Here is a 21,262-nt window from a genome sequence, read left to right as displayed (position 1 = left end):
GTGATCCAGCAGGAGTCGCGACTGCGTGTCGCCGACAACACTGGTGCCAAGGAGATCCTTTGCATCCGTGTTCTCGGTGGCTCCGGTCGCCGCTACGCGGGCATCGGTGACGTCATCGTCGCCACCGTCAAGGATGCGATCCCCGGTGGCAACGTGAAGAAGGGTGACGTCGTCAAGGCGGTCATCGTTCGCACCGTCAAGGAGCGCCGCCGCCAGGACGGCTCGTACATCCGCTTCGACGAGAACGCCGCCGTCATTCTGAAGAACGACGGCGACCCTCGCGGCACCCGTATCTTCGGCCCCGTCGGCCGTGAGCTGCGCGAGAAGAAGTTCATGAAGATCATCTCGCTCGCGCCGGAGGTGCTGTAAGCATGAAGATCAAGAAGGGCGACCTGGTCCAGGTCATCACCGGTAAGGACAAGGGCAAGCAGGGCAAGGTCATCGCGGCCATGCCCAGCGAGAACCGCGTCCTGGTCGAGGGTGTCAACCGGGTCAAGAAGCACACCAAGGCCGGCCAGAACCAGGCCGGTGGCATCGTGATCACCGAGGCCCCGGTCCACGTCAGCAACGTTCAGCTGGTTGTGGAGAAGGACGGCAAGAAGGTCGTCACCCGCGTCGGTTTCCGCTTCGACGACGAGGGCAACAAGATCCGCGTTGCCAAGCGCACGGGCGAGGACATCTGATGGCTACCACTCCGCGTCTGAAGACGAAGTACCGCGAGGACATCGCGGGCAAGCTGCGTGAAGAGTTCTCCTACGAGAACGTCATGCAGATCCCCGGCCTCGTCAAGATCGTCGTGAACATGGGTGTCGGTGACGCCGCCCGTGACTCGAAGCTGATCGACGGTGCCATCCGCGACCTGACGACGATCACCGGTCAGAAGCCGGCCGTCACGAAGGCCCGCAAGTCCATCGCGCAGTTCAAGCTGCGTGAGGGTCAGCCGATCGGCTGCCACGTCACCCTCCGTGGTGACCGCATGTGGGAGTTCCTGGACCGTACGCTGTCGCTCGCGCTGCCGCGTATCCGTGACTTCCGTGGTCTGTCGCCGAAGCAGTTCGACGGCCGTGGCAACTACACCTTCGGTCTCACGGAGCAGGTCATGTTCCACGAGATCGACCAGGACAAGATCGACCGTACCCGGGGTATGGACATCACCGTGGTCACCACGGCGACCAACGACGACGAGGGCCGCGCCCTCCTTCGTCACCTCGGCTTCCCCTTCAAGGAGGCGTAAGCGAGATGGCGAAGAAGGCTCTCATCGCGAAGGCTGCCCGCAAGCCCAAGTTCGGTGTGCGTGCGTACACCCGCTGCCAGCGCTGCGGTCGCCCCCACTCCGTGTACCGCAAGTTCGGCCTGTGCCGCGTCTGCCTTCGTGAGATGGCTCACCGTGGCGAGCTGCCGGGCGTGACCAAGAGCTCCTGGTAATTCCCTTCCGTCCGTAAGGACTTGGGAAGTTCCAGAGACTCTCGGTAAGCATCTGGTCGGCGGATGCCCGGCCGCGCATGCCTTAGGCTTGTGTGGTTGGGCGTCCGCCGCCCATAACGACTTACTACGCCGTAGGTCCCCGCACCGCACCCGTCCCGCCTCTGAGCGGGGAGAGGGATGGCGCATACAGGAAACCCCGGCGAGAGAGGCCGAAGGCCACTTCATGACCATGACTGACCCGATCGCAGACATGCTCACGCGTCTGCGTAACGCTAACTCGGCGTACCACGACACCGTCGTGATGCCGCACAGCAAGATCAAGTCGCACATCGCGGAGATCCTCAAGCAGGAGGGTTTCATCACCGGCTGGAAGGTCGAGGACGCCGAGGTCGGCAAGAACCTCGTCCTCGAGCTGAAGTTCGGGCCGAACCGTGAGCGCTCCATCGCGGGCATCAAGCGGATCTCGAAGCCCGGTCTGCGCGTGTACGCGAAGTCCACCAACCTGCCGAAGGTCCTGGGCGGCCTGGGCGTGGCGATCATCTCCACGTCGCACGGTCTCCTGACCGGCCAGCAGGCAGGCAAGAAGGGCGTAGGTGGGGAAGTCCTCGCCTACGTCTGGTAGTCGGGAACGGAGGAAAAGCAATGTCGCGAATCGGCAAGCTCCCCATCCAGGTTCCCGCCGGTGTGGACGTCACCATCGATGGCCGCACGGTTGCGGTGAAGGGCCCCAAGGGTCTGCTCACGCACACCGTCGCCGCGCCGATCGAGATCGTCAAGGGTGAGGACGGCGTTCTGAACGTCACCCGTCCGAACGACGAGCGTCAGAACAAGGCCCTGCACGGCCTGTCCCGCACGCTGGTGGCGAACATGATCACCGGTGTGACCCAGGGTTACGTCAAGGCTCTCGAGATCAGCGGTGTCGGTTACCGCGTTGCCGCGAAGGGCTCCGACCTGGAGTTCCAGCTCGGCTACAGCCACCCGATCCTGGTCGAGGCGCCCGCGGGCATCTCGTTCAAGGTCGAGTCGCCGACCAAGTTCTCGGTCGAGGGCATCGACAAGCAGAAGGTCGGCGAGGTCGCCGCCAACATCCGCAAGCTGCGGAAGCCCGACCCGTACAAGGCCAAGGGTGTCAAGTACGCCGGCGAAGTCATCCGCCGCAAGGTCGGAAAGGCTGGTAAGTAGCCATGGCATACGGTGTGAAGATCGCCAAGGGCGACGCGTACAAGCGCGCTGCCAAGGCTCGCCGCCACATCCGCATCCGCAAGAACGTCTCGGGTACGGCGGAGCGTCCGCGCCTCGTCGTGACGCGTTCGAACCGCAACATCGTTGCCCAGGTCATCGACGACCTCAAGGGTCACACCCTTGCGTCGGCGTCGACCCTGGACGCTTCGATCCGCGGTGGCGAAGGCGACAAGAGCGCCCAGGCCCAGGCTGTCGGCGCGCTCGTCGCCGAGCGTGCCAAGGCCGCGGGTGTCGAGACCGTCGTGTTCGACCGCGGTGGCAACCGATACGCCGGGCGCATTGCCGCTCTGGCTGACGCCGCCCGCGAAGCCGGGCTGAAGTTCTAAGCCCCGGTTCCGGGACTCACGGACGTAACAGAGAGAGGTAATCCAATGGCTGGACCCCAGCGCCGCGGTAGCGGTGCCGGTGGCGGCGAGCGGCGGGACCGGAAGGGTCGCGACGGTGGCGCTGCCGCCGAGAAGACCGCTTACGTTGAGCGCGTTGTCGCGATCAACCGCGTCGCCAAGGTTGTCAAGGGTGGTCGCCGCTTCAGCTTCACCGCGCTGGTCGTGGTGGGCGACGGTGACGGCACCGTAGGTGTCGGTTACGGCAAGGCCAAGGAAGTTCCCGCGGCCATCGCCAAGGGCGTCGAGGAAGCCAAGAAGAACTTCTTCAAGGTTCCCCGTATCCAGGGCACCATCCCTCACCCGATCACGGGCGAGCGTGCTGCGGGCGTCGTGCTGCTGAAGCCGGCTTCCCCCGGTACCGGTGTTATCGCCGGTGGCCCGGTGCGCGCCGTTCTGGAGTGCGCCGGCGTTCACGACATCCTGTCGAAGTCGCTCGGCTCTTCCAACGCGATCAACATCGTGCACGCGACCGTGGCGGCCCTCAAGGGCCTGCAGCGTCCCGAGGAGATCGCGGCTCGCCGTGGTCTGCCCCTCGAGGACGTCGCCCCCGCGGCTCTGCTCCGTGCGCGTGCTGGGGCGGGTGTCTGATGGCCCGCCTCAAGATCACGCAGACGAAGTCGTACATCGGCAGCAAGCAGAACCACCGCGACACTCTGCGTTCGCTCGGGCTCAAGCGCCTGAACGACGTGGTCGTCAAGGAGGACCGCCCCGAGTTCCGCGGAATGGTGCACACCGTCCGCCACCTCGTGACGGTTGAGGAGGTTGACTAATCATGGCTGAGAACAGCCCGCTGAAGGCCCACAACCTCCGTCCCGCCCCCGGCGCCAAGACCGCGAAGACCCGTGTCGGTCGTGGTGAGGCGTCGAAGGGTAAGACGGCCGGTCGTGGTACGAAGGGCCAGAAGGCCCGTTACCAGATCCCGCAGCGCTTCGAGGGCGGGCAGATGCCCCTCCACATGCGTCTGCCGAAGCTCAAGGGCTTCAAGAACCCGTTCCGCACCGAGTTCCAGGTCGTCAACCTGGACAAGCTCGGCGCTCTCTACCCCGAGGGTGGAGAGGTCACGGTGGCCGACCTGGTCGCCAAGGGCGCGGTTCGCAAGAACAGCCTCGTCAAGGTCCTGGGCCAGGGCGAGATCTCCGTGGCGCTGACGGTTTCGGTTGACGCCGTCTCCGCCTCCGCCAAGGAGAAGATTGCCGCCGCGGGCGGCTCCGTCACCGAGCTCGTCTAAGACGAACTCTGTGACAAATAGCTAGAAACCCGACCGGGGATGCCTCACATATGGGGCATCCCCGGTCGGTCGTTCCACGGGGGGCGCAGTCGCCGGTAAGGTGGCCTGCACCTTTGCTCGTACGTATTCGTCGATCCCTCAGACCGTCACCTCTGACGCAGTAGCGCGGGGGTCGCAGGAGGCACCGTGCTCACCGCGTTCGCCCGGGCGTTCAAGACGCCCGACCTGCGCAAGAAGCTGCTCTTCACGCTCGGCATCATCGTGCTGTACAGGCTCGGGTCCCACATCCCGGTACCCGGCGTGAGCTACAAGAACGTCCAGATCTGTGTGGACCAGATGGGGAGCAGCAACAGCCTCTTCGGTCTGGTCAACATGTTCAGCGGCGGTGCGCTGCTGCAGATCACGATCTTCGCGCTCGGCATCATGCCCTACATCACGGCGAGCATCATCCTGCAGCTGCTGACCGTGGTCATCCCGAAGCTGGAGAACCTCAAAAAAGAGGGTCAGTCCGGCACGGCGAAGATCACTCAGTACACGCGCTATCTGACGGTCGCACTCGCGATCCTCCAGGGCACCGGCCTGGTCGCCACCGCGCGGACGGGTGCCCTCTTCGGCACCTGCCCGGTGGCTCGTGAGATCGTCCCCAACCACTCGATCTTCACCACGATCGTCATGGTGGTCACCATGACCGCCGGCACCTGTGTCGTCATGTGGCTCGGTGAGCTCATCACCGACCGCGGCATCGGCAACGGCATGTCCATCCTGATGTTCATCTCCATCGCGGCCGGCTTCGTCGGCTCCCTCTGGACGATCAAGCTCCAGGGCAAGATCGCTGATGGCTGGGTGGAGTTCGCCGTCGTCATCCTGGTGGGCCTCGCGATGGTGGCCCTGGTGGTCTTCGTCGAGCAGGCGCAGCGACGGATCCCGGTCCAGTACGCGAAGCGCATGATCGGCCGCCGTGCCTACGGCGGTACGTCCACCTACATCCCGCTCAAGGTGAACCAGGCCGGTGTCATCCCGGTCATCTTCGCCTCGTCGCTGCTGTACATCCCGGCCTTGATCGTCCAGTTCAGCGGCTCGACGGCCGGCTGGGCCACCTGGATCCAGAAGCACTTCGTCAAGGGCGACCACCCGTACTACATCGCCGTCTACTTCCTCCTGATCGTCTTCTTCGCGTTCTTCTACGTGGCGATCTCGTTCAACCCCGAGGAAGTTGCCGACAACATGAAGAAGTATGGTGGGTTCATCCCGGGCATCCGCGCCGGCCGGCCTACCGCCGAGTACCTGAGCTACGTACTCAACCGGATCACCTGGCCGGGGTCGCTGTACCTGGGTCTGATCGCTCTTGTGCCGACGATGGCGTTGGCCGGCTTCGGAGCGAACCAGAACTTCCCGTTCGGCGGGACGAGCATCCTCATCATCGTGGGTGTGGGTCTGGAAACCGTGAAGCAGATCGAGAGCCAGCTCCAGCAGCGCAACTACGAAGGGTTCCTCCGCTGATGCGAATCGTCCTCGTCGGACCCCCCGGGGCGGGCAAGGGAACGCAGGCCGCGTTCCTCGCCAAGAACCTGTCGATCCCGCACATCTCCACGGGCGACCTGTTCCGCGCCAACATCAGCCAGAACACCGAGCTGGGCCGGCGTGCCAAGGCGTTCATGGACAAGGGCGACCTCGTCCCCGACGAGATCACCGTCGGCATGGCGAAGGACCGTATGCAGCAGCCGGACGCCGCGGGCGGTTTCCTGCTCGACGGCTTCCCGCGGAACGTCTCGCAGGCGGAGGCGCTCGACGCGATGCTCCGCGAGGCCGGCATGAAGCTCGACGCCGTGCTGGACCTGGAGGTCGAGGAGGACGAGGTCGTCAAGCGGATCGCCGGCCGGCGGATCTGCCGTGAGGACTCCGCGCACGTCTTCCACGTGATCTACGCGGCTCCGAAGGCCGAGGGCGTCTGCGACCACTGCGGCGGCGAGCTGTACCAGCGCGCCGACGACTCCGAGGCCACGGTCCGCAACCGGCTGGAGGTCTACCACACGCAGACCGAGCCGATCATCGACTACTACAAGGCCCAGGGCCTGCTGGTGACGATCTCCGCCCTCGGCGAGGTGCACGAGATCACCAAGCGGGCGATGGACGCCCTGAAGAAGTAGTCACTTCCGTTCGTGACCGTCAGTACGGCCGCGGTGTCCCTCGGGCATCGCGGCCGTACTGTTGAGAAGACCCGTTTTTTCGAAGGTGGAAGGTCCCCGTTCATGGTTCAGCTGAAGACCCCCGAGCAGATCGCGAAGATGCGGGAGGCAGGGCTGGTCGTCGCCGCGATCCACGCGGCGACCCGTGAGGCGGCCGTGCCGGGCTCCACGACGCGGGACCTGGACATGGTGGCCCGGAAGGTGATCGCCGACGCCGGGGCCAAGTCGAACTTCCTCGGGTACGGGGGCTTCCCCGCGACCATCTGCACCTCGGTGAACGAGGTCGTCGTCCACGGCATCCCGGACGACAAGACGGTCCTCAAGGACGGCGACATCATCTCCATCGACGCGGGCGCGATCGTGGACGGCTGGCACGGTGACGCGGCCTACACGGCCTTCGTGGGCACCGGTCACGCGCCGGAGCTGGTCGAGCTGTCCCGGGTGACCGAGGAGTCGATGTGGGCCGGCATCGCGGCCATGAAGTCCGGCAACCGCCTGGTGGACATCTCGAAGGCGATCGAGGGCTACATCAAGCGCCAGCCGCGGCCCGCGACCGGTGAGCACAGCCTGGGCAAGTTCGGGATCATCGAGGACTACGGCGGCCACGGCATCGGCTCCGAGATGCACATGGACCCGCACCTGCTGAACTACGTCTCGCGCAAGCGCGGCAAGGGCATCAAGCTCGTCCCGGGCCTGTGCCTGGCGATCGAGCCGATGGTCTCGCTCGGCACGGCCCAGACGGAGGTCCTGGCGGACGACTGGACGGTCATCACGACGGACGGCACCTGGTCCTCGCACTGGGAGCACTCGGTCGCCCTGACGGAGGCCGGGCCGATCGTCCTGACCAGCCCGGACTGCGGCAAGGCGAAGCTTGCGGAGTACGGGGTCACCACGGCCCCCGATCCGCTGGGCTGAGCCGCCCGGCGGCCCCGGCCCCTCGGGCCGGCCCCCGGTTAATGATCTAGACTCATGGGCAAACTTTCCGGATTCGTCTTTCTGGGTGCCCTGACGTAGACTGACTCGTCGGCTCGCGTGCATTTCCATGCCTGTGAGCCGACCAAGGTAGCCGATTCGAAAGGCGAAGCGTGGCCAAGAAGCAAGGTGCCATCGAGATCGAGGGCACCGTGATCGAGTCCCTCCCGAACGCGATGTTCAAGGTGGAACTCCAGAACGGTCACAAAGTCCTCGCGCACATCAGCGGCAAGATGCGTATGCACTACATCCGCATCCTTCCCGATGACCGGGTCGTTGTGGAGCTGTCTCCGTACGACCTGACGCGTGGCCGGATCGTCTACCGATACAAGTAGATCTTGTCCTCACTCCTGCCTGGGCGTCCGTCCCGGTGCGGGTGGTGGCACTGACCCGGAGAACCTCACCAACATGAAGGTCAAGCCGAGCGTCAAGAAGATCTGCGACAAGTGCAAGGTGATCCGCCGCCACGGTCGGGTCATGGTCATCTGCGACAACCTGCGCCACAAGCAGCGCCAGGGCTGACGCACGCCGACCGACCTGCCTTCCGCAGTTCTTCGCGCGACGTAAGAAAACGTACATACGCAGAACCCGCCCAGCCCGGTCCAGGGCCGGCGGTACCTCCGGCGGGGGCCGGGGACCCGGACGTACCACTGCCCAGCAGGGTGGTCGGCGGTCGGGAGTGGTTCTGCGGAAGACCCCCGAACACACAGGAGCCATTGAATGGCACGCGTTTCCGGTGTTGACATCCCGCGCGAAAAGCGTGTGGAGATCGCACTCACCTACGTCTTCGGTATCGGGCGCACCCGGTCCAAGGAGATCCTCGCCTCCACCGGCGTGAACCCGAACACCCGCGTTCGTGACCTGGCCGAAGAGGACCTCGTCAAGATCCGCGAGTACGTGGACGCCAACCTCCGTACCGAGGGTGACCTCCGCCGCGAGATCCAGGGCGACATTCGCCGCAAGATCGAGATCCAGTGCTACCAGGGCATCCGCCACCGTCGTGGCCTGCCGGTGCACGGTCAGCGCACCAGCACGAACGCGCGTACCCGCAAGGGCCCGCGTCGCGCGATCGCCGGTAAGAAGAAGCCGGGCAAGAAGTAGTCCTGTTCAGCGGTCTTGCGCTGTAGGACCGACCACCTCCCGTAGGAGATTTAGATGCCCCCCAAGGGTCGTCAGGGCGCTGCCAAGAAGGTGCGCCGCAAGGAAAAGAAGAACGTCGCTCACGGGCACGCCCACATCAAGAGCACGTTCAACAACACCATCGTTTCGATCACCGACCCCTCGGGCAACGTGATCTCCTGGGCCTCCGCCGGCCACGTCGGCTTCAAGGGCTCGCGCAAGTCCACCCCCTTCGCCGCGCAGATGGCCGCCGAGTCGGCCGCCCGCCGCGCGCAGGAGCACGGCATGCGCAAGGTCGACGTCTTCGTCAAGGGTCCGGGCTCCGGCCGCGAGACCGCGATCCGCTCCCTCCAGGCCACCGGCCTCGAGGTCGGCTCGATCCAGGACGTCACCCCCACCCCGCACAACGGCTGCCGCCCGCCGAAGCGCCGCCGCGTCTGACGCAGCGGACGCACCTGTGCGTTCTTGAGTGTCCGGGCGGTACGGCCCCTTCGGGGGCCGTACCGCCCGTACCCTTGCAGTAGCCGTACCTCCGGTACGGCATCCGTCGGGCGTCAAATAGTGGGCGTCCACGAATGAAGGAAAAGACATGCTTATCGCTCAGCGTCCTTCGCTGACCGAAGAGGTCGTCGACGAGTACCGCTCGCGGTTCGTGATCGAGCCGCTGGAGCCGGGCTTCGGTTACACCCTCGGCAACTCCCTGCGCCGTACCCTCCTGTCCTCCATCCCGGGTGCCGCTGTCACCAGCATCCGCGTGGACGGCGTCCTGCACGAGTTCACCACCGTGCCGGGCGTCAAGGAAGACGTCACGGACATCATCCTCAACATCAAGCAGCTGGTCGTCTCCTCGGAGCACGACGAGCCGGTCGTGATGTACCTGCGCAAGCAGGGCCCCGGCCTGGTCACCGCTGCCGACATCGCGCCCCCGGCCGGTGTCGAGGTGCACAACCCGGACCTCGTCCTCGCCACGCTCAACGGCAAGGGCAAGCTGGAGATGGAGCTGACCGTCGAGCGCGGTCGCGGCTACGTCTCCGCCGTCCAGAACAAGCAGCTGGGCCAGGAGATCGGCCGCATCCCGGTCGACTCGATCTACAGCCCGGTCCTCAAGGTCACCTACAAGGTCGAGGCGACCCGAGTCGAGCAGCGCACCGACTTCGACAAGCTGATCGTCGACGTCGAGACCAAGCAGGCCATGCGCCCGCGCGACGCCATGGCGTCCGCCGGCAAGACCCTGGTCGAGCTGTTCGGTCTGGCGCGCGAGCTCAACATCGACGCCGAGGGCATCGACATGGGCCCGTCCCCGACGGACGCCGCTCTGGCCGCCGACCTGGCGCTGCCGATCGAGGAGCTCGAGCTCACGGTCCGCTCGTACAACTGCCTCAAGCGCGAGGGCATCCACTCCGTGGGTGAGCTCGTCGCCCGCTCCGAGGCCGACCTGCTCGACATCCGCAACTTCGGTGCGAAGTCGATCGACGAGGTCAAGGCGAAGCTGGCCGGCATGGGCCTGGCCCTCAAGGACAGCCCGCCCGGATTCGACCCGACCGCCGCCGCCGACGCCTTCGGCGCCGACGACGACGCGGACGCCGGCTTCGTCGAGACCGAGCAGTACTAGAAAAAGCTTGTGGGGGGCGCGAGCCCCCCACACCCCCTCTCGCGACCGCTTGAGGGAACTGACTCCGGTACCTGACACGGCCGGTGCAGATTTGAAGGAGTAACAATGCCGCGTCCCGCAAAGGGTGCCCGCCTGGGCGGCTCCGCCGCGCACGAGAAGCACCTCCTCGCGAACCTCGCGAAGGCGCTCTTCGAGCACGGCCGCATCACCACCACCGAGGCCAAGGCCCGTCGCCTGCGTCCCTACGCCGAGCGTCTGGTCACCAAGGCCAAGAAGGGCGACATCCACAACCGTCGCCTGGTGCTGCAGACGATCACGGACAAGAGCATCGTGCACACGCTGTTCACCGAGATCGCCCCGCGCTACGAGAACCGCCCCGGTGGTTACACGCGCATCACCAAGATCGGCAACCGTCGTGGCGACAACGCCCCGATGGCTGTGATCGAGCTGGTCGAGGCCCTGACCGTGGCCCAGCAGGCCACCGGTGAGGCCGAGGCCGCCACCAAGCGTGCGGTGAAGGAGGCCGAGGCTGCCGAGGCTCCCGCGGCCGAGGAGACCAAGGAGGCCTGATCCCTCCCGGGATCGAGCCCGCTTGATCGGCTCTGAACGGGCCCGCCCCCTTCCGGGGCGGGCCCGTTCTGCATTTCCGCGCGTCTGAGAGGATCTGTCACGTGAGTGACGAGGTGGAGCCCGGGCACGTCCGGGTACGGCTGGACCTGTCGTACGACGGCAAGGACTTCTCCGGCTGGGCGAAGCAGCGCACGCTGCGGACCGTGCAGGGGGAGCTGGAGAGCGCCCTGCAGACCGTGATGCGGCTGAAGGAGCCGGTCGAGCTGACCGTGGCCGGGCGTACCGACGCCGGGGTGCACGCCCGCGGGCAGGTGGCCCAGTTCGACCTGGCCGAGGAGGTGTGGGCCGAGCACCACGACAAGCTGCTGCGCCGCCTCGCGGGCCGGCTGCCGCACGACGTACGGGTCTGGAAGGCCGCCGAGGCCCCCGAGGGCTTCAACGCCCGCTTCTCGGCCGTCTGGCGCCGCTACGCCTACCGCGTCGGCGACCACCCGGCCGGCGTGGACCCGCTGCGCCGCGGGCACGTGCTGTGGCACCAGTGGCCGCTGGACGTGGACGCCATGAACGCGGCCGCCGCCGCGCTGGTGGGCGAGCACGACTTCGCCGCGTACTGCAAGAAGCGCGAGGGCGCCACGACCATCCGTACCCTCCAGGAGCTCAGCTGGGAGCGGGCCGAGGACGGGATCGTCACGGCCACCGTCCGGGCGGACGCGTTCTGCCACAACATGGTCCGGTCGCTGGTCGGGGCGCTCCTGCACGTCGGCGACGGGCACCGGCCGGTCGAGTGGCCCGGACAGGTGCTGGCCGCCGCCGTACGGGATTCCTCGGTGCACGTGGTCAAGCCGCACGGGCTCACCCTGGAGGAGGTCGGCTACCCGGCCGACGAGCTGCTGGCCGCCCGCAGCAAGGAGGCGCGGAACCTGCGCACCCTCCCCGGCAAGGGCTGCTGCTGATCGGCGGTTAATCGGTTTGGGCGGATCGCCGCCGGGCCGGGACAATGCCCGGCATGGGACATCTCGAAGCCAGCCACCTGGAGTACTACCTTCCCGACGGGCGGGTCCTGCTCCCCGACGTCTCCTTCCGCGTGGGGGAGGGGTCGGTGGTGGCCCTGGTGGGGGCGAACGGTGCCGGCAAGACCACCCTGCTGAAGCTGATCTCCGGCGAGCTCCAGCCGCACGGCGGCGGGGTCACCATCAGCGGCGGCCTGGGGGTGATGTCGCAGTTCGTGGGCTCCGTCCGGGACGAGACGACCGTACGGGACCTGCTGGTCTCGGTGGCGCAGCCGCGGATCCGGGACGCCGCGAAGGCCGTGGACCACGCCGAGCACCTGATCCTGACGGTGGACGACGAGGCCGCGCAGATGGCGTACGCGCAGGCGCTCAGCGACTGGGCCGACGTGCGGGGCTACGAGGCGGAGACGCTGTGGGACGTCTGCACCACGGCCGCGCTGGACATCCCGTTCGACCGGGCCCAGTACCGCGAGGTGCGCACGCTGTCGGGCGGTGAGCAGAAGCGGCTGGTCCTGGAGGCGCTGCTGCGCGGGCCGGACGAGGTGCTGCTGCTCGACGAGCCGGACAACTACCTCGACGTCCCCGGGAAGCGGTGGCTGGAGGAGCAGCTGAAGGCCACCCGCAAGACGGTGCTCTTCGTGTCGCACGACCGGGAGCTGCTGTCGCGGGCCGCCGAGAAGATCATCAGCCTGGAGCCGAGCCCGACGGGTACGGACGTCTGGGTGCACGGCGCGGGCTTCGACACCTACCACCAGGCCCGCAAGGAGCGCTTCGCGCGCTTCGAGGAGCTCAAGCGCCGCTGGGACGAGGAGCACGCCCGGCTGAAGGCCCTGGTGCTGCGGCTGCGCAACCAGGCCGCGAGCAGCCCGGACATGGCCTCGCGGTACCGGGCGATGCAGACCCGCTTCCAGAAGTTCGAGGAGGCCGGTCCGCCGCCGGAGCCGCCGCGCGAGCAGGAGATCCGGATGCGGCTCAAGGGCGGCCGGACGGGGGTGCGCGCGCTGACCGTGGAGAACCTGGAGCTGACCGGCCTGATGAAGCCGTTCTCGCTGGAGGTGTTCTACGGGGAGCGGGTCGCGGTGCTCGGCTCGAACGGCTCCGGGAAGTCGCACTTCCTGCGGCTGCTGGCCGGCGAGGACGTCAAGCACACGGGTACCTGGAAGCTGGGCGCACGGGTGCTTCCCGGTCATTTCGCGCAGACGCACGCCCATCCGGAGCTGTTCGGGCGCACGCTCGTCGACATCCTGTGGACGGAGGCCGCCAAGCCTCTCGGGGCCGCCATGGCCGTCCTGCGCCGCTACGAGCTGGAGCGTCAGGGCGAGCAGAAGTTCGAAAAGCTTTCCGGCGGCCAGCAGGCGCGTTTCCAGATCCTGCTGCTGGAGCTGGCCGGGACCACGGCGCTGCTGCTGGACGAGCCGACGGACAACCTCGACCTGGAGTCGGCGGAGGCCTTGCAGGACGGCCTGGAGTCGTACGAGGGGACCGTGTTGTGCGTGACGCACGACCGGTGGTTCGCCCGGACGTTTGACCGCTATCTGGTCTTCGGTTCCGACGGTGTGGTGCGCGAGACTCAGGAGCCGGTGTGGGACGAACGTAGGGTCGAGCGCAAACGCTGAGGGCGAGGTCCTCTCGGCGTGGCGAGGAGGACTGCTGTGGGGCTGCGGCCTGGCATCTGGCTCATGCGAGGGGACCGGCCGTCCGCGGCGGGCCGGGTGACCGCCTGGCTGCTCGGGCCGGCCCCGCTGCCGTGGCGGGTGGTCTCCGCCGGGATCCTGCTGGTGGTCGCCGTGTCCGCGGGGCTGCACCCGAAGTGGGGCTCGGACAACGCCTTCGTGGTCAAGGCGGCCGACGCGCTGCTGGCGGGGGCCTCGCCCTACGAGGACAAGCGGTTCCTGTACCTGCCGAGCGCCGTGATCATGGCGGTGCCGGAGGCTATGGTGCCGCGCGCGGTGCTGCGGTGGCTGTTGCCGGCCGGGATGACGGGGCTGCTGGGCGCCGGGTGGTGGGCCTCGCTGCGGCTGCTCTCGGTGTCGCTGCGCTCGCGGATGGCGGTGGGCGGCCTCGCGCTGCTGGCGCTGGTCTACAAGCCGTACGCGAACCTCGTGATGCTCGGGAACTGGACGGCGATCTCGGCGGCCGCCCTGCCGCTGGCCCTGCTGCTGGCGCACCGGCGGCGGTGGGCCGCGGCGGGGCTGGTGGTCGGGCTGGCGATCGCCTGCAAGCCGATGCTGGTGCCGCTCGGGCTGCTCTTCGTCCTGGCCCGGCAGTGGCGGGGGCTGGCCGTGGCGGTACTGGTGCCGGCGGGGATGTCGCTGGCGGGGGCGCTGCTGATGCCGAGCCCGACGCTGTTCTTCACCAAGACCCTGCCCTTCCTGTTCCAGGGGCAGGACTCGTACGCCCTGCCGTGGGACGCCTCGCCGGTCGCGGTGCTGCCGCGGCTGGGGGTGCCCGGGCCGGTGGCGGTGGCGCTGGCGGGCGCGGCGGCGCTGGCGGGGCTGTGGGCGGCGAGGACGCGGTGGCGGCGGCCGGACGCGGAGGGCGAGGGGGACGGGCCGAGGCTCGCGGAGACGGCGTGCATGGTGATGCTCGCCGCATTCCTGGTGTCCCGGCCCTCCTTCGACCACTACCTCCTGGTGGTGCTCCCGCTGTTGTTGGCGACGGGTGCGCGGGAGGGCTCGATGCCGCGTTCGCCGTGGTTCTGGCTGGCGCTGACCCCGCAGATGGTCCTGGTGCCGTGGCCCTCGGAGCTGGCCCACAAGAGGCGCGCGTTCAAGGACTGCGCCACCCTGTGCGGGCTCGCGATTCTGCTGGCGCGTCGTGCGCGGCGCTCCAGTCGGGTTACTCTGGAACCCGTAACAACTGCGGGGTCCCCACCCAGGACCGAACCGGAGTGCGCCGCGACGCCAGCAGCATCGGCATCGCGGACCGCGTTTTGACCCGTACGGGTCCTCTTGGGTACTCTGCTGGTTTGTTATGCGTATTGGCTTGCTCATTCTCACGTGAGGGCCTTACGCCGGTCCACCGGGCCGATGACCAGCGGTTCACACGGGTTGCGTCCCTGATGTGAACGAGGGCTGTCGTGATCGTCCGTGGTGACCCTGTCAGGACCCTTCCCGCAGGGCTTGCGCCCTATGGGATGACCCACCACTGAAGAAGCGAAGGCATACGCGTGCGTACGTTCAGCCCCAAGCCCGGCGACATCTCGCGCCAGTGGCTCGTCATTGACGCCCAGGACGTCGTCCTCGGCCGTCTGGCGACCCAGGCCGCTGCCCTCCTCAAGGGCAAGCACAAGCCGACTTACGCCCCCCACATGGACATGGGCGACTTCGTCATCATCATCAACGCCGACAAGGTTCACCTGTCCGGCAACAAGGCCTCGCAGAAGATGGCGTACCGCCACTCCGGTTTCCCGGGCGGTCTGCGTGCGGTGCGTTACGACGACCTCCTGGCGAACAACCCGGAGAAGGCCGTCGAGAAGGCCGTCAAGGGCATGCTCCCCAAGAACACCCTGGGCCGTCAGATGCTCTCGAAGCTGAAGGTCTACTCGGGCGACCAGCACCCGCACGCTGCCCAGCAGCCGGTGCCGTTCGAGATCACCCAGGTCGCGCAGTAGTTCCGGCCACCCCCTAAGACGTAGAGAATTCTGAGGAGCATCGTGGCCGAGACCACCGCCGAGACCCCCGTCGACGAGTTCGAGGGCGTCGAGGAGTACACCACCGAGTCGGACGTCGTCGTCGAGGGCGACTACACCTCCGAGTCCCTTGCCGGTCGCTTCGGTGACCCCCAGCCGGCCGCCGGCCTGGGCCGTCGCAAGAACGCCATCGCCCGCGTCCGGATCGTTCCGGGCACCGGCAAGTGGAAGATCAACGGTCGCACCCTTGAGGACTACTTCCCCAACAAGGTGCACCAGCAGGAAGTCAACGAGCCCTTCAAGCTCCTCGAGCTTGACGGCCGCTACGACGTCATCGCCCGCATCGCGGGTGGCGGCGTCTCCGGTCAGGCCGGCGCCCTGCGCCTCGGCGTGGCCCGCGCGCTGAACGAGGCGGACGTGGACAACAACCGCCCGGCGCTGAAGAAGGCCGGCTTCCTCTCCCGCGACGACCGTGCGGTCGAGCGCAAGAAGGCCGGTCTGAAGAAGGCCCGTAAGGCTCCGCAGTACAGCAAGCGTTAATCTTCGCCTGCTGTTCTGCAACGAAACCGCCCCGGCAGCACTCTCCGTGCTGCCGGGGCGGTTCGTTTACCGCCATAAGCGGCAAATACCTGTCACTAGCGGTCACAAGCGAAGCGTGAACTCGGGAGGACAACAGTGGGACGACTCTTCGGGACGGACGGTGTACGAGGCGTCGCCAACGCGGATCTGACGGCTGAGCTCGCGCTCGGCCTCTCCGTGGCGGCCGCGCACGTACTGGCCGAGGCCGGAACCTTCGAGGGGCACCGGCCCACGGCGGTGGTCGGCCGCGACCCCCGCGCGTCGGGCGAGTTCCTGGAGGCCGCGGTCGTCGCGGGCCTCGCCAGCGCCGGCGTGGACGTCCTGCGCGTCGGTGTGCTGCCCACCCCGGCGGTGGCGTATCTCACCGGTGCGCTGGGCGCCGACCTCGGCGTGATGCTCTCCGCGAGCCACAACGCCATGCCCGACAACGGCATCAAGTTCTTCGCGCGCGGCGGCCACAAGCTCGCCGACGAGCTCGAGGACCGCATCGAGTCCGTGTACGAGGAGCACCGCACGGGCGCGCCCTGGCAGCGCCCCACCGGCTCCGGCGTCGGCCGCGTCTCCGGCTACGACGAGGGCTTCGACAAGTACGTCGCCCACCTCATCGCGGTCCTCCCCAACCGCCTCGACGGCCTCAAGGTCGTCCTGGACGAGGCCCACGGCGCGGCCGCGTACGTCTCGCCCGAGGCCTTCGCCCGGGCCGGCGCGGAGGTCGTCACGATCGGCGCCGAACCCGACGGCCTGAACATCAACGACGGCTGTGGCTCCACGCACCTGGACCTGCTGAAGCAGGCCGTGGTCGAGCACGGCGCCGACCTCGGCATCGCGCACGACGGCGACGCGGACCGCTGCCTCGCGGTCGACGGTACGGGCGCCGAGGTCGACGGCGACCAGATCCTCGCGGTGCTGGCGCTGGCCATGCGCGAGGCCGGGCAGCTGCGCGGGAACACCGTGGTCGGCACCGTCATGTCCAACCTGGGCTTCAAGCTCGCCATGGAGGCCGAGGGCATCCAGGTCGTGCAGACCGGCGTCGGCGACCGGTACGTGCTGGAGTCCATGAAGGAGCACGGCTACGCGCTGGGCGGCGAGCAGTCCGGCCACGTGATCATCCTCGACCACGCGACGACCGGCGACGGCACGCTGACCGGCCTGATGCTGGCCGCGCGCGTCGCGGCCACCGGGCGCACGCTGGCCGACCTGGCCGGGGTCATGCGGCGGCTGCCGCAGATCCTGATCAACGTCCCGGACGTGGACAAGTCCCGGGTCGCCACCTCCGGCGAGCTGGCCGCGGCCGTCGCCGACGCCGAGCGCGAGCTGGGCTCCACCGGCCGGGTGCTGCTGCGCCCCTCCGGTACGGAGCCGCTCGTACGGGTGATGGTGGAGGCCGCCGACATCGAGCAGGCCCGCACGGTCGCCGGGCGCCTCGCCGACGCGGTGAAGTCGGCGCTCGGCTAAGCCCCCGCGCCGCCCCGTGGCGCACCCGGCCGGCGGAGCATTCGCGCGTGCTGGGTGCGCCGCAGCAGTTTCCAGCCGATCAGGGTCAGTGAGCCGGCGACGATGATGCCGAGCAGGTTCAGCAGCAGCTGTTCCGCCGAGCCCCACATCTGGGCGAACTCCCCGTAGCCGAGCGCCACGGCCGCGTTCGCGGCGGCCGGAACCGTGGTCACCGAGATGGCCACCCCCACCAGCGCCCCCGATTTCGCCGACGTCAGTGACAGCATCCCGGCCGCGCCGGCGAGCACCGCCACGACGAAGGAGAACGGGTCGGGCTGCCAGATGAAGCTGGTGTTGGGCCGCGGCCTGTCGAGTATCCCCGGGTGGAACAGTCCGAGCGCGTTCATGGCCAGGCTGAACAGGGTCGTCGCCACGATCGCGAAGGCGAAGCCGACCAGCAGTGCGACCAGCGAGCGGGCCGCGGCCTTGGAGTCGCGCCGCACCAGGCCCGTGCAGATCCCGGCGAGCGGCCCGAACTCGGGGCCGACGGCCATCGCGCCGACGATCAGGACCGCGTTGTCCAGGACCACACCGCAGGCGGCGATCATCGTGGCGAGGATCAGGAAGGCGCTGTAGGTGATCGTGAGGGTCGATTCCTCGTGAGTGGACTCGGAGAGCTGCTCCCAGATCACCGCGTCCGCGCCCTCGCCCGGAGCCTCCTCCTCCGCCTCGTCGGCGCGCCGGGACAGGGAGAGGCCGATGTTCTCGACGGCGATGGACCCGGTCCGGTCGACGCCGAGGGAGCGCATTTCCCGGAGCAGCTCGTCGGCCGACTCGCGCGCCACGTCGCACAGCACCAGGTCGCCCTCGGGATCGCGGGCGGCGCCCTTCAGCACGACCAGATGGGTGGTCCCGACCGTCTGCTCGACCAGTTTCACCACCTGCTCGGTCAGGTGGTGCGGGGTGATCATCCTCAGATGCAGCATGGCCGCACCCTAGTGCTACAGCTTGCGCAGGCTCAGTTTCTGCACCTTGTGGTCGGGGCCCTTGCGCACGACGAGGGTGGCGCGGCCGCGGGTGGGGGCCACGTTCTCCAGCAGGTTGGGCTTGTTGATGGTCCGCCACATCGTCTGCGCGTACTCCAGGGCCTCCTCCTCGGAGACCTGGGTGTACTTGCGGAAGTAGGAGAACGGGTTCTGGAACGCCGTCTCGCGCAGCTTGCGGAACCGGTTGAGGTACCAGCGCTCGATGTCCTCGGGGCGCGCGTCCACGTACACGCTGAAGTCGAAGTAGTCGGCGAGGCCGACGCGGGTGCGGCCGTCCTTGCCGGGCAGGGCGGGCTGCAGGACGTTGAGCCCCTCGACGATGAGGATGTCCGGGCGGCGCACGACGAGCTGCTCGCCCGGCACGATGTCGTAGATCAGGTGCGAGTAGACCGGCGCCCTGACCTCGTCCTTGCCCGCCTTGATGTCGGCGACGAAGCGGGTCAGCGCCCGGCGGTCGTAGGACTCGGGGAAGCCCTTGCGGGAGGTCAGGCCGCGGCGCTGGAGCTCCTTCATCGGGTACAGGAAGCCGTCCGTGGTGACCAGCTCGACGCGGGGGTGCTCGGGCCAGCGGGCCAGGAGCGCCTGGAGCAGGCGCGCCACGGTGGACTTGCCGACGGCGACGGAGCCGGCGACGCCTATGACGAAGGGGGTGCCCTGCTGGGCGCCGTGGCCGTTGCCGGCGTCGCCGAGGAAGGTGTTCAGGGTGCCGCGGAGGTTGCTGGTGGCGCCGACGTACAGGTTGAGCAGGCGGGAGAGCGGCAGGTACACGTCCCGCACCTCGTCGAGGTCGATGACGTCGCCCAGGCCCCGCAGCCGTTCCACCTCCTCCGCGGTCAGCGGCAGCGGCGTCCGCTCGCGCAGGGCGCTCCACTCGGCCCGCGTGAGGTCGACGTACGGAGAGGCGTCCTGGGCCCGGCGGGCACCGGGGCGCTCCGTTGCGCGGTCCGGCGTACAACGCGTCGGCGAGGTGATCACACCGCCATTGTCGGGGCTCGGGGGCGCTCGTGGGTGGTGGGGTCGGTCACGTGGCGGATGGCCGGCGGGGGAACCCCGGGTGACCGGGGTGAGGCGGCGGCGGGGCGGCGGCGGGGCGGGCTCGCGGCGGTGCGAACACGAGTACGTCTCGATAGGGGGCCCGCCCGGTCTCGTGCGGATCACGATTCCGCCCGTGATCCGAAAACCCGTTCGTGTGATCGATCGCGAGCCGTACATTGTTCGTCGCCGCGGCGCCGACCTGCGCCCTGACGGCTTCTGTTCCATGGGGGAGATCGTTCGTGCGTACCACTGTCGTCCGTCGTGCCGTCCTGACCGCTTCGGCACTGTCCCTCGGCCTGCTGGCCACGGCCTGCGGCTCCGGTGACTCCGGTACGAAGGCGGGCGGCGGGGCGGAACCGCAGCGGTCCGCGTCCGCCCCGGCGGCGGACAAGGGGAAGTCGGCCGCCGAGCTGGCCCCGCTGCTCGTCACCCAGGCCGACCTGCCCGCGTACGAGGTCGAGGCGGACGCGGCCGCGAAGGCGGGGGGCGGGCAGAGCGCCGTCCCCGACAAGGCCGAGTGCAAGCCGCTGGTCCAGCTCCAGTCCTTCGTGCCGCTGGGCAAGCCCGCCGGCACGGCGACCGTCGCCGCCCGGGAGAAGGCGAAGAAGCCGGGCGAGGGCGCGTCGGTGGAGGACAAGCTGGACGCGCTCAAGGACGGCCTGAGCGTGACCCGTACCTCGGTCGGCCTCGCCTCCTACGACGGCAAGGGCGCCGAGGAGGCCTTCGGCACGCTGAAGGCCGCGACCACGGCCTGCGGGGGCGGCTACACGGTCCAGGACGGCACCGAGGCCACCAGGATCGAGAAGGTCGGGTCCTCCCCGGCGGTCACCGCCGGCGACGAGTCCCTCGCCTACAGCACCGTGATGGACCTGAAGGACGGCGACAAGGCCACGATGCAGTTCGTGGTCGTGCGCAAGGGCAACACCCTGGCCACCTTCTACGCACTGAACCTGACCGGTGAGGCCGCCCAGCCGAAGGCGGTCGTGGAGGCGCAGGCCAAGAAGCTCGGATGAGAGCGGCCCGCGCGCGGCGCGCGGCCGCACTGGGCGCCTCGGCCCTCTCCGGGCTGACGCTGGCCTTACTGGCCACGGGATGCGGGACCGCCCGGCCCGCCATGGTGGTGGAGATCGTGCCGGCGGCGGACGAGTCGCCCTCCGGGGCGGCCGACCACGCCGCGAAGGGCAGGGCGCAGCAGCTGCCGGCCCGGCTGATCGTGGCGCAGGGGGACCTGGCGGACCACAGGATCAGCCCCGAGGGCGCGGACAGCGCGCTGGTGAGCGTGGACCGGCCCGAGTGCCGGGAGCTGGCGTACGCGGCCACCGGTTTCCTGCCGGCCGGGCGGACCGGATGGGCCCGGGCGTCGGTGGTGGCCGTGCCGGCGCCGCTGCCGCGGGAAGCCACGGAGCGGCAGAAGCGGGCGGCCGCCCAGGACGCGGCCAGCTCGACCGTGACGGTGGTGACCCTCGGTTCGTACGCGGGGAACACCGCCGGCGGGCACTTCGCCGAGGTGCGCGCCGCGGGCGAGGCGTGCCGTGCGGGCTACTCCGCGACGGCGAACGGGGAGACCGTCAAGGTGACCCGGGTCGTCCCGCACGCCGCGCACGGCGGTGACGAGGCGGCCGCGTACACGGTGGAGGCCGAGCGGGACGGCGAGCACTACGTCACCGAGCTGATGGTGGTGCGCAAGGGCGGCACGCTCGTGAACCTGGCGGCCGGACGCTCCTCGGGGGCGGCCGAACTCGCGGCTCCGGTGGTCGAGGCGCAGCTGCGCAAGCTCGGCTGAGGGC

29 protein-coding genes are annotated in these 21,262 nt (G+C 68.6%); 27 read left to right on the top strand and 2 right to left on the bottom strand.

What is annotated here, in order from left to right; genetic code table 11:
* From rplN to glmM, 25 genes are all read left to right on the top strand, one after another.
* Window positions 1-369 (top strand): 50S ribosomal protein L14, encoded by a 369-nt coding sequence (gene rplN, locus ACFY7H_RS08310; RefSeq protein WP_003956455.1) that lies wholly within the window; start codon window positions 1-3, stop codon window positions 367-369.
* Window positions 370-371: 2 nt separating this feature from the next.
* Window positions 372-683: a 50S ribosomal protein L24 gene (gene rplX, locus ACFY7H_RS08305; protein ID WP_388934833.1), complete on the top strand. Its 312-nt coding sequence runs from the start codon at window positions 372-374 to the stop codon at window positions 681-683.
* Window positions 683-1,234 carry a 50S ribosomal protein L5 gene (gene rplE / locus ACFY7H_RS08300; RefSeq protein ID WP_030298216.1) on the top strand — a complete coding sequence of 184 codons (552 nt, stop codon included), beginning with the start codon at window positions 683-685 and terminating at the stop codon, window positions 1,232-1,234. The genes rplX and rplE overlap by 1 nt, the downstream gene beginning before the upstream one ends.
* Window positions 1,235-1,239: 5 nt before the next feature.
* The gene (locus ACFY7H_RS08295; protein ID WP_003956452.1) at window positions 1,240-1,425 is read left to right on the top strand and encodes a type Z 30S ribosomal protein S14; all 186 of its coding nucleotides are present in this window, start codon (window positions 1,240-1,242) and stop codon (window positions 1,423-1,425) included.
* Between the two features lie 223 nt (window positions 1,426-1,648).
* The gene (gene rpsH / locus ACFY7H_RS08290) at window positions 1,649-2,047 is read left to right on the top strand and encodes a 30S ribosomal protein S8 (RefSeq protein WP_007265911.1); all 399 of its coding nucleotides are present in this window, start codon (window positions 1,649-1,651) and stop codon (window positions 2,045-2,047) included.
* A 20-nt stretch (window positions 2,048-2,067) separates the two neighbouring features.
* The gene (rplF, locus tag ACFY7H_RS08285) at window positions 2,068-2,607 is read left to right on the top strand and encodes a 50S ribosomal protein L6 (RefSeq protein ID WP_388934829.1); all 540 of its coding nucleotides are present in this window, start codon (window positions 2,068-2,070) and stop codon (window positions 2,605-2,607) included.
* A gap of 2 nt (window positions 2,608-2,609) precedes the next feature.
* Window positions 2,610-2,993, top strand: coding sequence for a 50S ribosomal protein L18 (gene rplR / locus ACFY7H_RS08280; RefSeq protein WP_356851287.1), 384 nt, complete (start codon window positions 2,610-2,612; stop codon window positions 2,991-2,993).
* 45 nt (window positions 2,994-3,038) lie between these two features.
* Entirely contained in the window at window positions 3,039-3,641 is a 603-nt protein-coding gene (gene rpsE / locus ACFY7H_RS08275; RefSeq protein WP_356811230.1) for a 30S ribosomal protein S5, read from the top strand.
* A complete protein-coding gene (rpmD, locus tag ACFY7H_RS08270) occupies window positions 3,641-3,823 on the top strand; it encodes a 50S ribosomal protein L30 (protein WP_005313525.1) in 183 nt (60 codons plus the stop codon). Before rpsE ends, rpmD begins: the two co-directional genes overlap by 1 nt.
* Before the next feature lie 2 nt (window positions 3,824-3,825).
* The gene (gene rplO, locus ACFY7H_RS08265) at window positions 3,826-4,281 is read left to right on the top strand and encodes a 50S ribosomal protein L15 (protein ID WP_190183001.1); all 456 of its coding nucleotides are present in this window, start codon (window positions 3,826-3,828) and stop codon (window positions 4,279-4,281) included.
* Window positions 4,282-4,467: 186 nt separating this feature from the next.
* On the top strand, window positions 4,468-5,781 hold the full coding sequence (gene secY, locus ACFY7H_RS08260; RefSeq protein ID WP_388934825.1) for a preprotein translocase subunit SecY: 1,314 nt from the start codon (window positions 4,468-4,470) through the stop codon (window positions 5,779-5,781).
* Window positions 5,781-6,428 carry an adenylate kinase gene (locus tag ACFY7H_RS08255; protein ID WP_388934822.1) on the top strand — a complete coding sequence of 216 codons (648 nt, stop codon included), beginning with the start codon at window positions 5,781-5,783 and terminating at the stop codon, window positions 6,426-6,428. Before secY ends, ACFY7H_RS08255 begins: the two co-directional genes overlap by 1 nt.
* Before the next feature lie 102 nt (window positions 6,429-6,530).
* Window positions 6,531-7,382, top strand: a complete 852-nt coding sequence (gene map / locus ACFY7H_RS08250; RefSeq protein ID WP_388934819.1) for a type I methionyl aminopeptidase — start codon at window positions 6,531-6,533, stop codon at window positions 7,380-7,382.
* 170 nt (window positions 7,383-7,552) lie between these two features.
* On the top strand, window positions 7,553-7,774 hold the full coding sequence (infA, locus tag ACFY7H_RS08245; RefSeq protein WP_003956442.1) for a translation initiation factor IF-1: 222 nt from the start codon (window positions 7,553-7,555) through the stop codon (window positions 7,772-7,774).
* A gap of 73 nt (window positions 7,775-7,847) precedes the next feature.
* Window positions 7,848-7,961, top strand: coding sequence for a 50S ribosomal protein L36 (gene rpmJ, locus ACFY7H_RS08240; protein WP_003956441.1), 114 nt, complete (start codon window positions 7,848-7,850; stop codon window positions 7,959-7,961).
* A 198-nt stretch (window positions 7,962-8,159) separates the two neighbouring features.
* Window positions 8,160-8,540 carry a 30S ribosomal protein S13 gene (gene rpsM / locus ACFY7H_RS08235; protein ID WP_007265919.1) on the top strand — a complete coding sequence of 127 codons (381 nt, stop codon included), beginning with the start codon at window positions 8,160-8,162 and terminating at the stop codon, window positions 8,538-8,540.
* A 54-nt stretch (window positions 8,541-8,594) separates the two neighbouring features.
* Window positions 8,595-8,999 (top strand): 30S ribosomal protein S11, encoded by a 405-nt coding sequence (gene rpsK / locus ACFY7H_RS08230; RefSeq protein ID WP_003956432.1) that lies wholly within the window; start codon window positions 8,595-8,597, stop codon window positions 8,997-8,999.
* 148 nt (window positions 9,000-9,147) lie between these two features.
* A complete protein-coding gene (locus ACFY7H_RS08225) occupies window positions 9,148-10,170 on the top strand; it encodes a DNA-directed RNA polymerase subunit alpha (RefSeq protein ID WP_007265920.1) in 1,023 nt (340 codons plus the stop codon).
* A gap of 105 nt (window positions 10,171-10,275) precedes the next feature.
* Entirely contained in the window at window positions 10,276-10,740 is a 465-nt protein-coding gene (gene rplQ, locus ACFY7H_RS08220; RefSeq protein ID WP_215023458.1) for a 50S ribosomal protein L17, read from the top strand.
* A gap of 101 nt (window positions 10,741-10,841) precedes the next feature.
* Window positions 10,842-11,693, top strand: a complete 852-nt coding sequence (truA, locus tag ACFY7H_RS08215) for a tRNA pseudouridine(38-40) synthase TruA (RefSeq protein ID WP_388934815.1) — start codon at window positions 10,842-10,844, stop codon at window positions 11,691-11,693.
* A 44-nt stretch (window positions 11,694-11,737) separates the two neighbouring features.
* A complete protein-coding gene (locus ACFY7H_RS08210) occupies window positions 11,738-13,366 on the top strand; it encodes an ABC-F family ATP-binding cassette domain-containing protein (protein WP_388934813.1) in 1,629 nt (542 codons plus the stop codon).
* A 36-nt stretch (window positions 13,367-13,402) separates the two neighbouring features.
* A complete protein-coding gene (locus ACFY7H_RS08205; RefSeq protein WP_388934810.1) occupies window positions 13,403-14,686 on the top strand; it encodes a glycosyltransferase family 87 protein in 1,284 nt (427 codons plus the stop codon).
* Window positions 14,687-14,919: 233 nt separating this feature from the next.
* A complete protein-coding gene (gene rplM, locus ACFY7H_RS08200; RefSeq protein WP_388934808.1) occupies window positions 14,920-15,363 on the top strand; it encodes a 50S ribosomal protein L13 in 444 nt (147 codons plus the stop codon).
* A 42-nt stretch (window positions 15,364-15,405) separates the two neighbouring features.
* On the top strand, window positions 15,406-15,921 hold the full coding sequence (gene rpsI, locus ACFY7H_RS08195; protein ID WP_361913690.1) for a 30S ribosomal protein S9: 516 nt from the start codon (window positions 15,406-15,408) through the stop codon (window positions 15,919-15,921).
* Window positions 15,922-16,056: 135 nt separating this feature from the next.
* Window positions 16,057-17,415 carry a phosphoglucosamine mutase gene (gene glmM / locus ACFY7H_RS08190; RefSeq protein WP_388934806.1) on the top strand — a complete coding sequence of 453 codons (1,359 nt, stop codon included), beginning with the start codon at window positions 16,057-16,059 and terminating at the stop codon, window positions 17,413-17,415.
* On the opposite strand, the gene ACFY7H_RS08185 is transcribed toward glmM, so the two are convergent.
* Window positions 17,412-18,380 (bottom strand): DUF389 domain-containing protein, encoded by a 969-nt coding sequence (locus tag ACFY7H_RS08185; RefSeq protein ID WP_388934803.1) that lies wholly within the window; start codon window positions 18,378-18,380, stop codon window positions 17,412-17,414. The genes glmM and ACFY7H_RS08185 overlap by 4 nt on opposite strands.
* Window positions 18,381-18,395: 15 nt before the next feature.
* The gene (gene coaA / locus ACFY7H_RS08180) at window positions 18,396-19,415 is read right to left on the bottom strand and encodes a type I pantothenate kinase (protein WP_388934800.1); all 1,020 of its coding nucleotides are present in this window, start codon (window positions 19,413-19,415) and stop codon (window positions 18,396-18,398) included.
* Between the two features lie 299 nt (window positions 19,416-19,714).
* Between coaA and ACFY7H_RS08175 the strand changes: the two genes are divergently transcribed.
* Window positions 19,715-20,488, top strand: coding sequence for a hypothetical protein (locus tag ACFY7H_RS08175; protein WP_388934797.1), 774 nt, complete (start codon window positions 19,715-19,717; stop codon window positions 20,486-20,488).
* Window positions 20,485-21,258 carry a hypothetical protein gene (locus ACFY7H_RS08170; protein ID WP_388934794.1) on the top strand — a complete coding sequence of 258 codons (774 nt, stop codon included), beginning with the start codon at window positions 20,485-20,487 and terminating at the stop codon, window positions 21,256-21,258. The genes ACFY7H_RS08175 and ACFY7H_RS08170 overlap by 4 nt, the downstream gene beginning before the upstream one ends.
* The last annotated feature ends 4 nt before the right edge of the window (window positions 21,259-21,262 follow it).

The sequence above is a fragment of the Streptomyces sp. NPDC012794 genome (assembly GCF_042901085.1).
Classification (GTDB): Bacteria; Actinomycetota; Actinomycetes; order Streptomycetales; family Streptomycetaceae; genus Streptomyces.
Note: the sequence above shows the minus strand (reverse complement) of the source record. Positions and strands in the feature narration are given on the sequence as shown.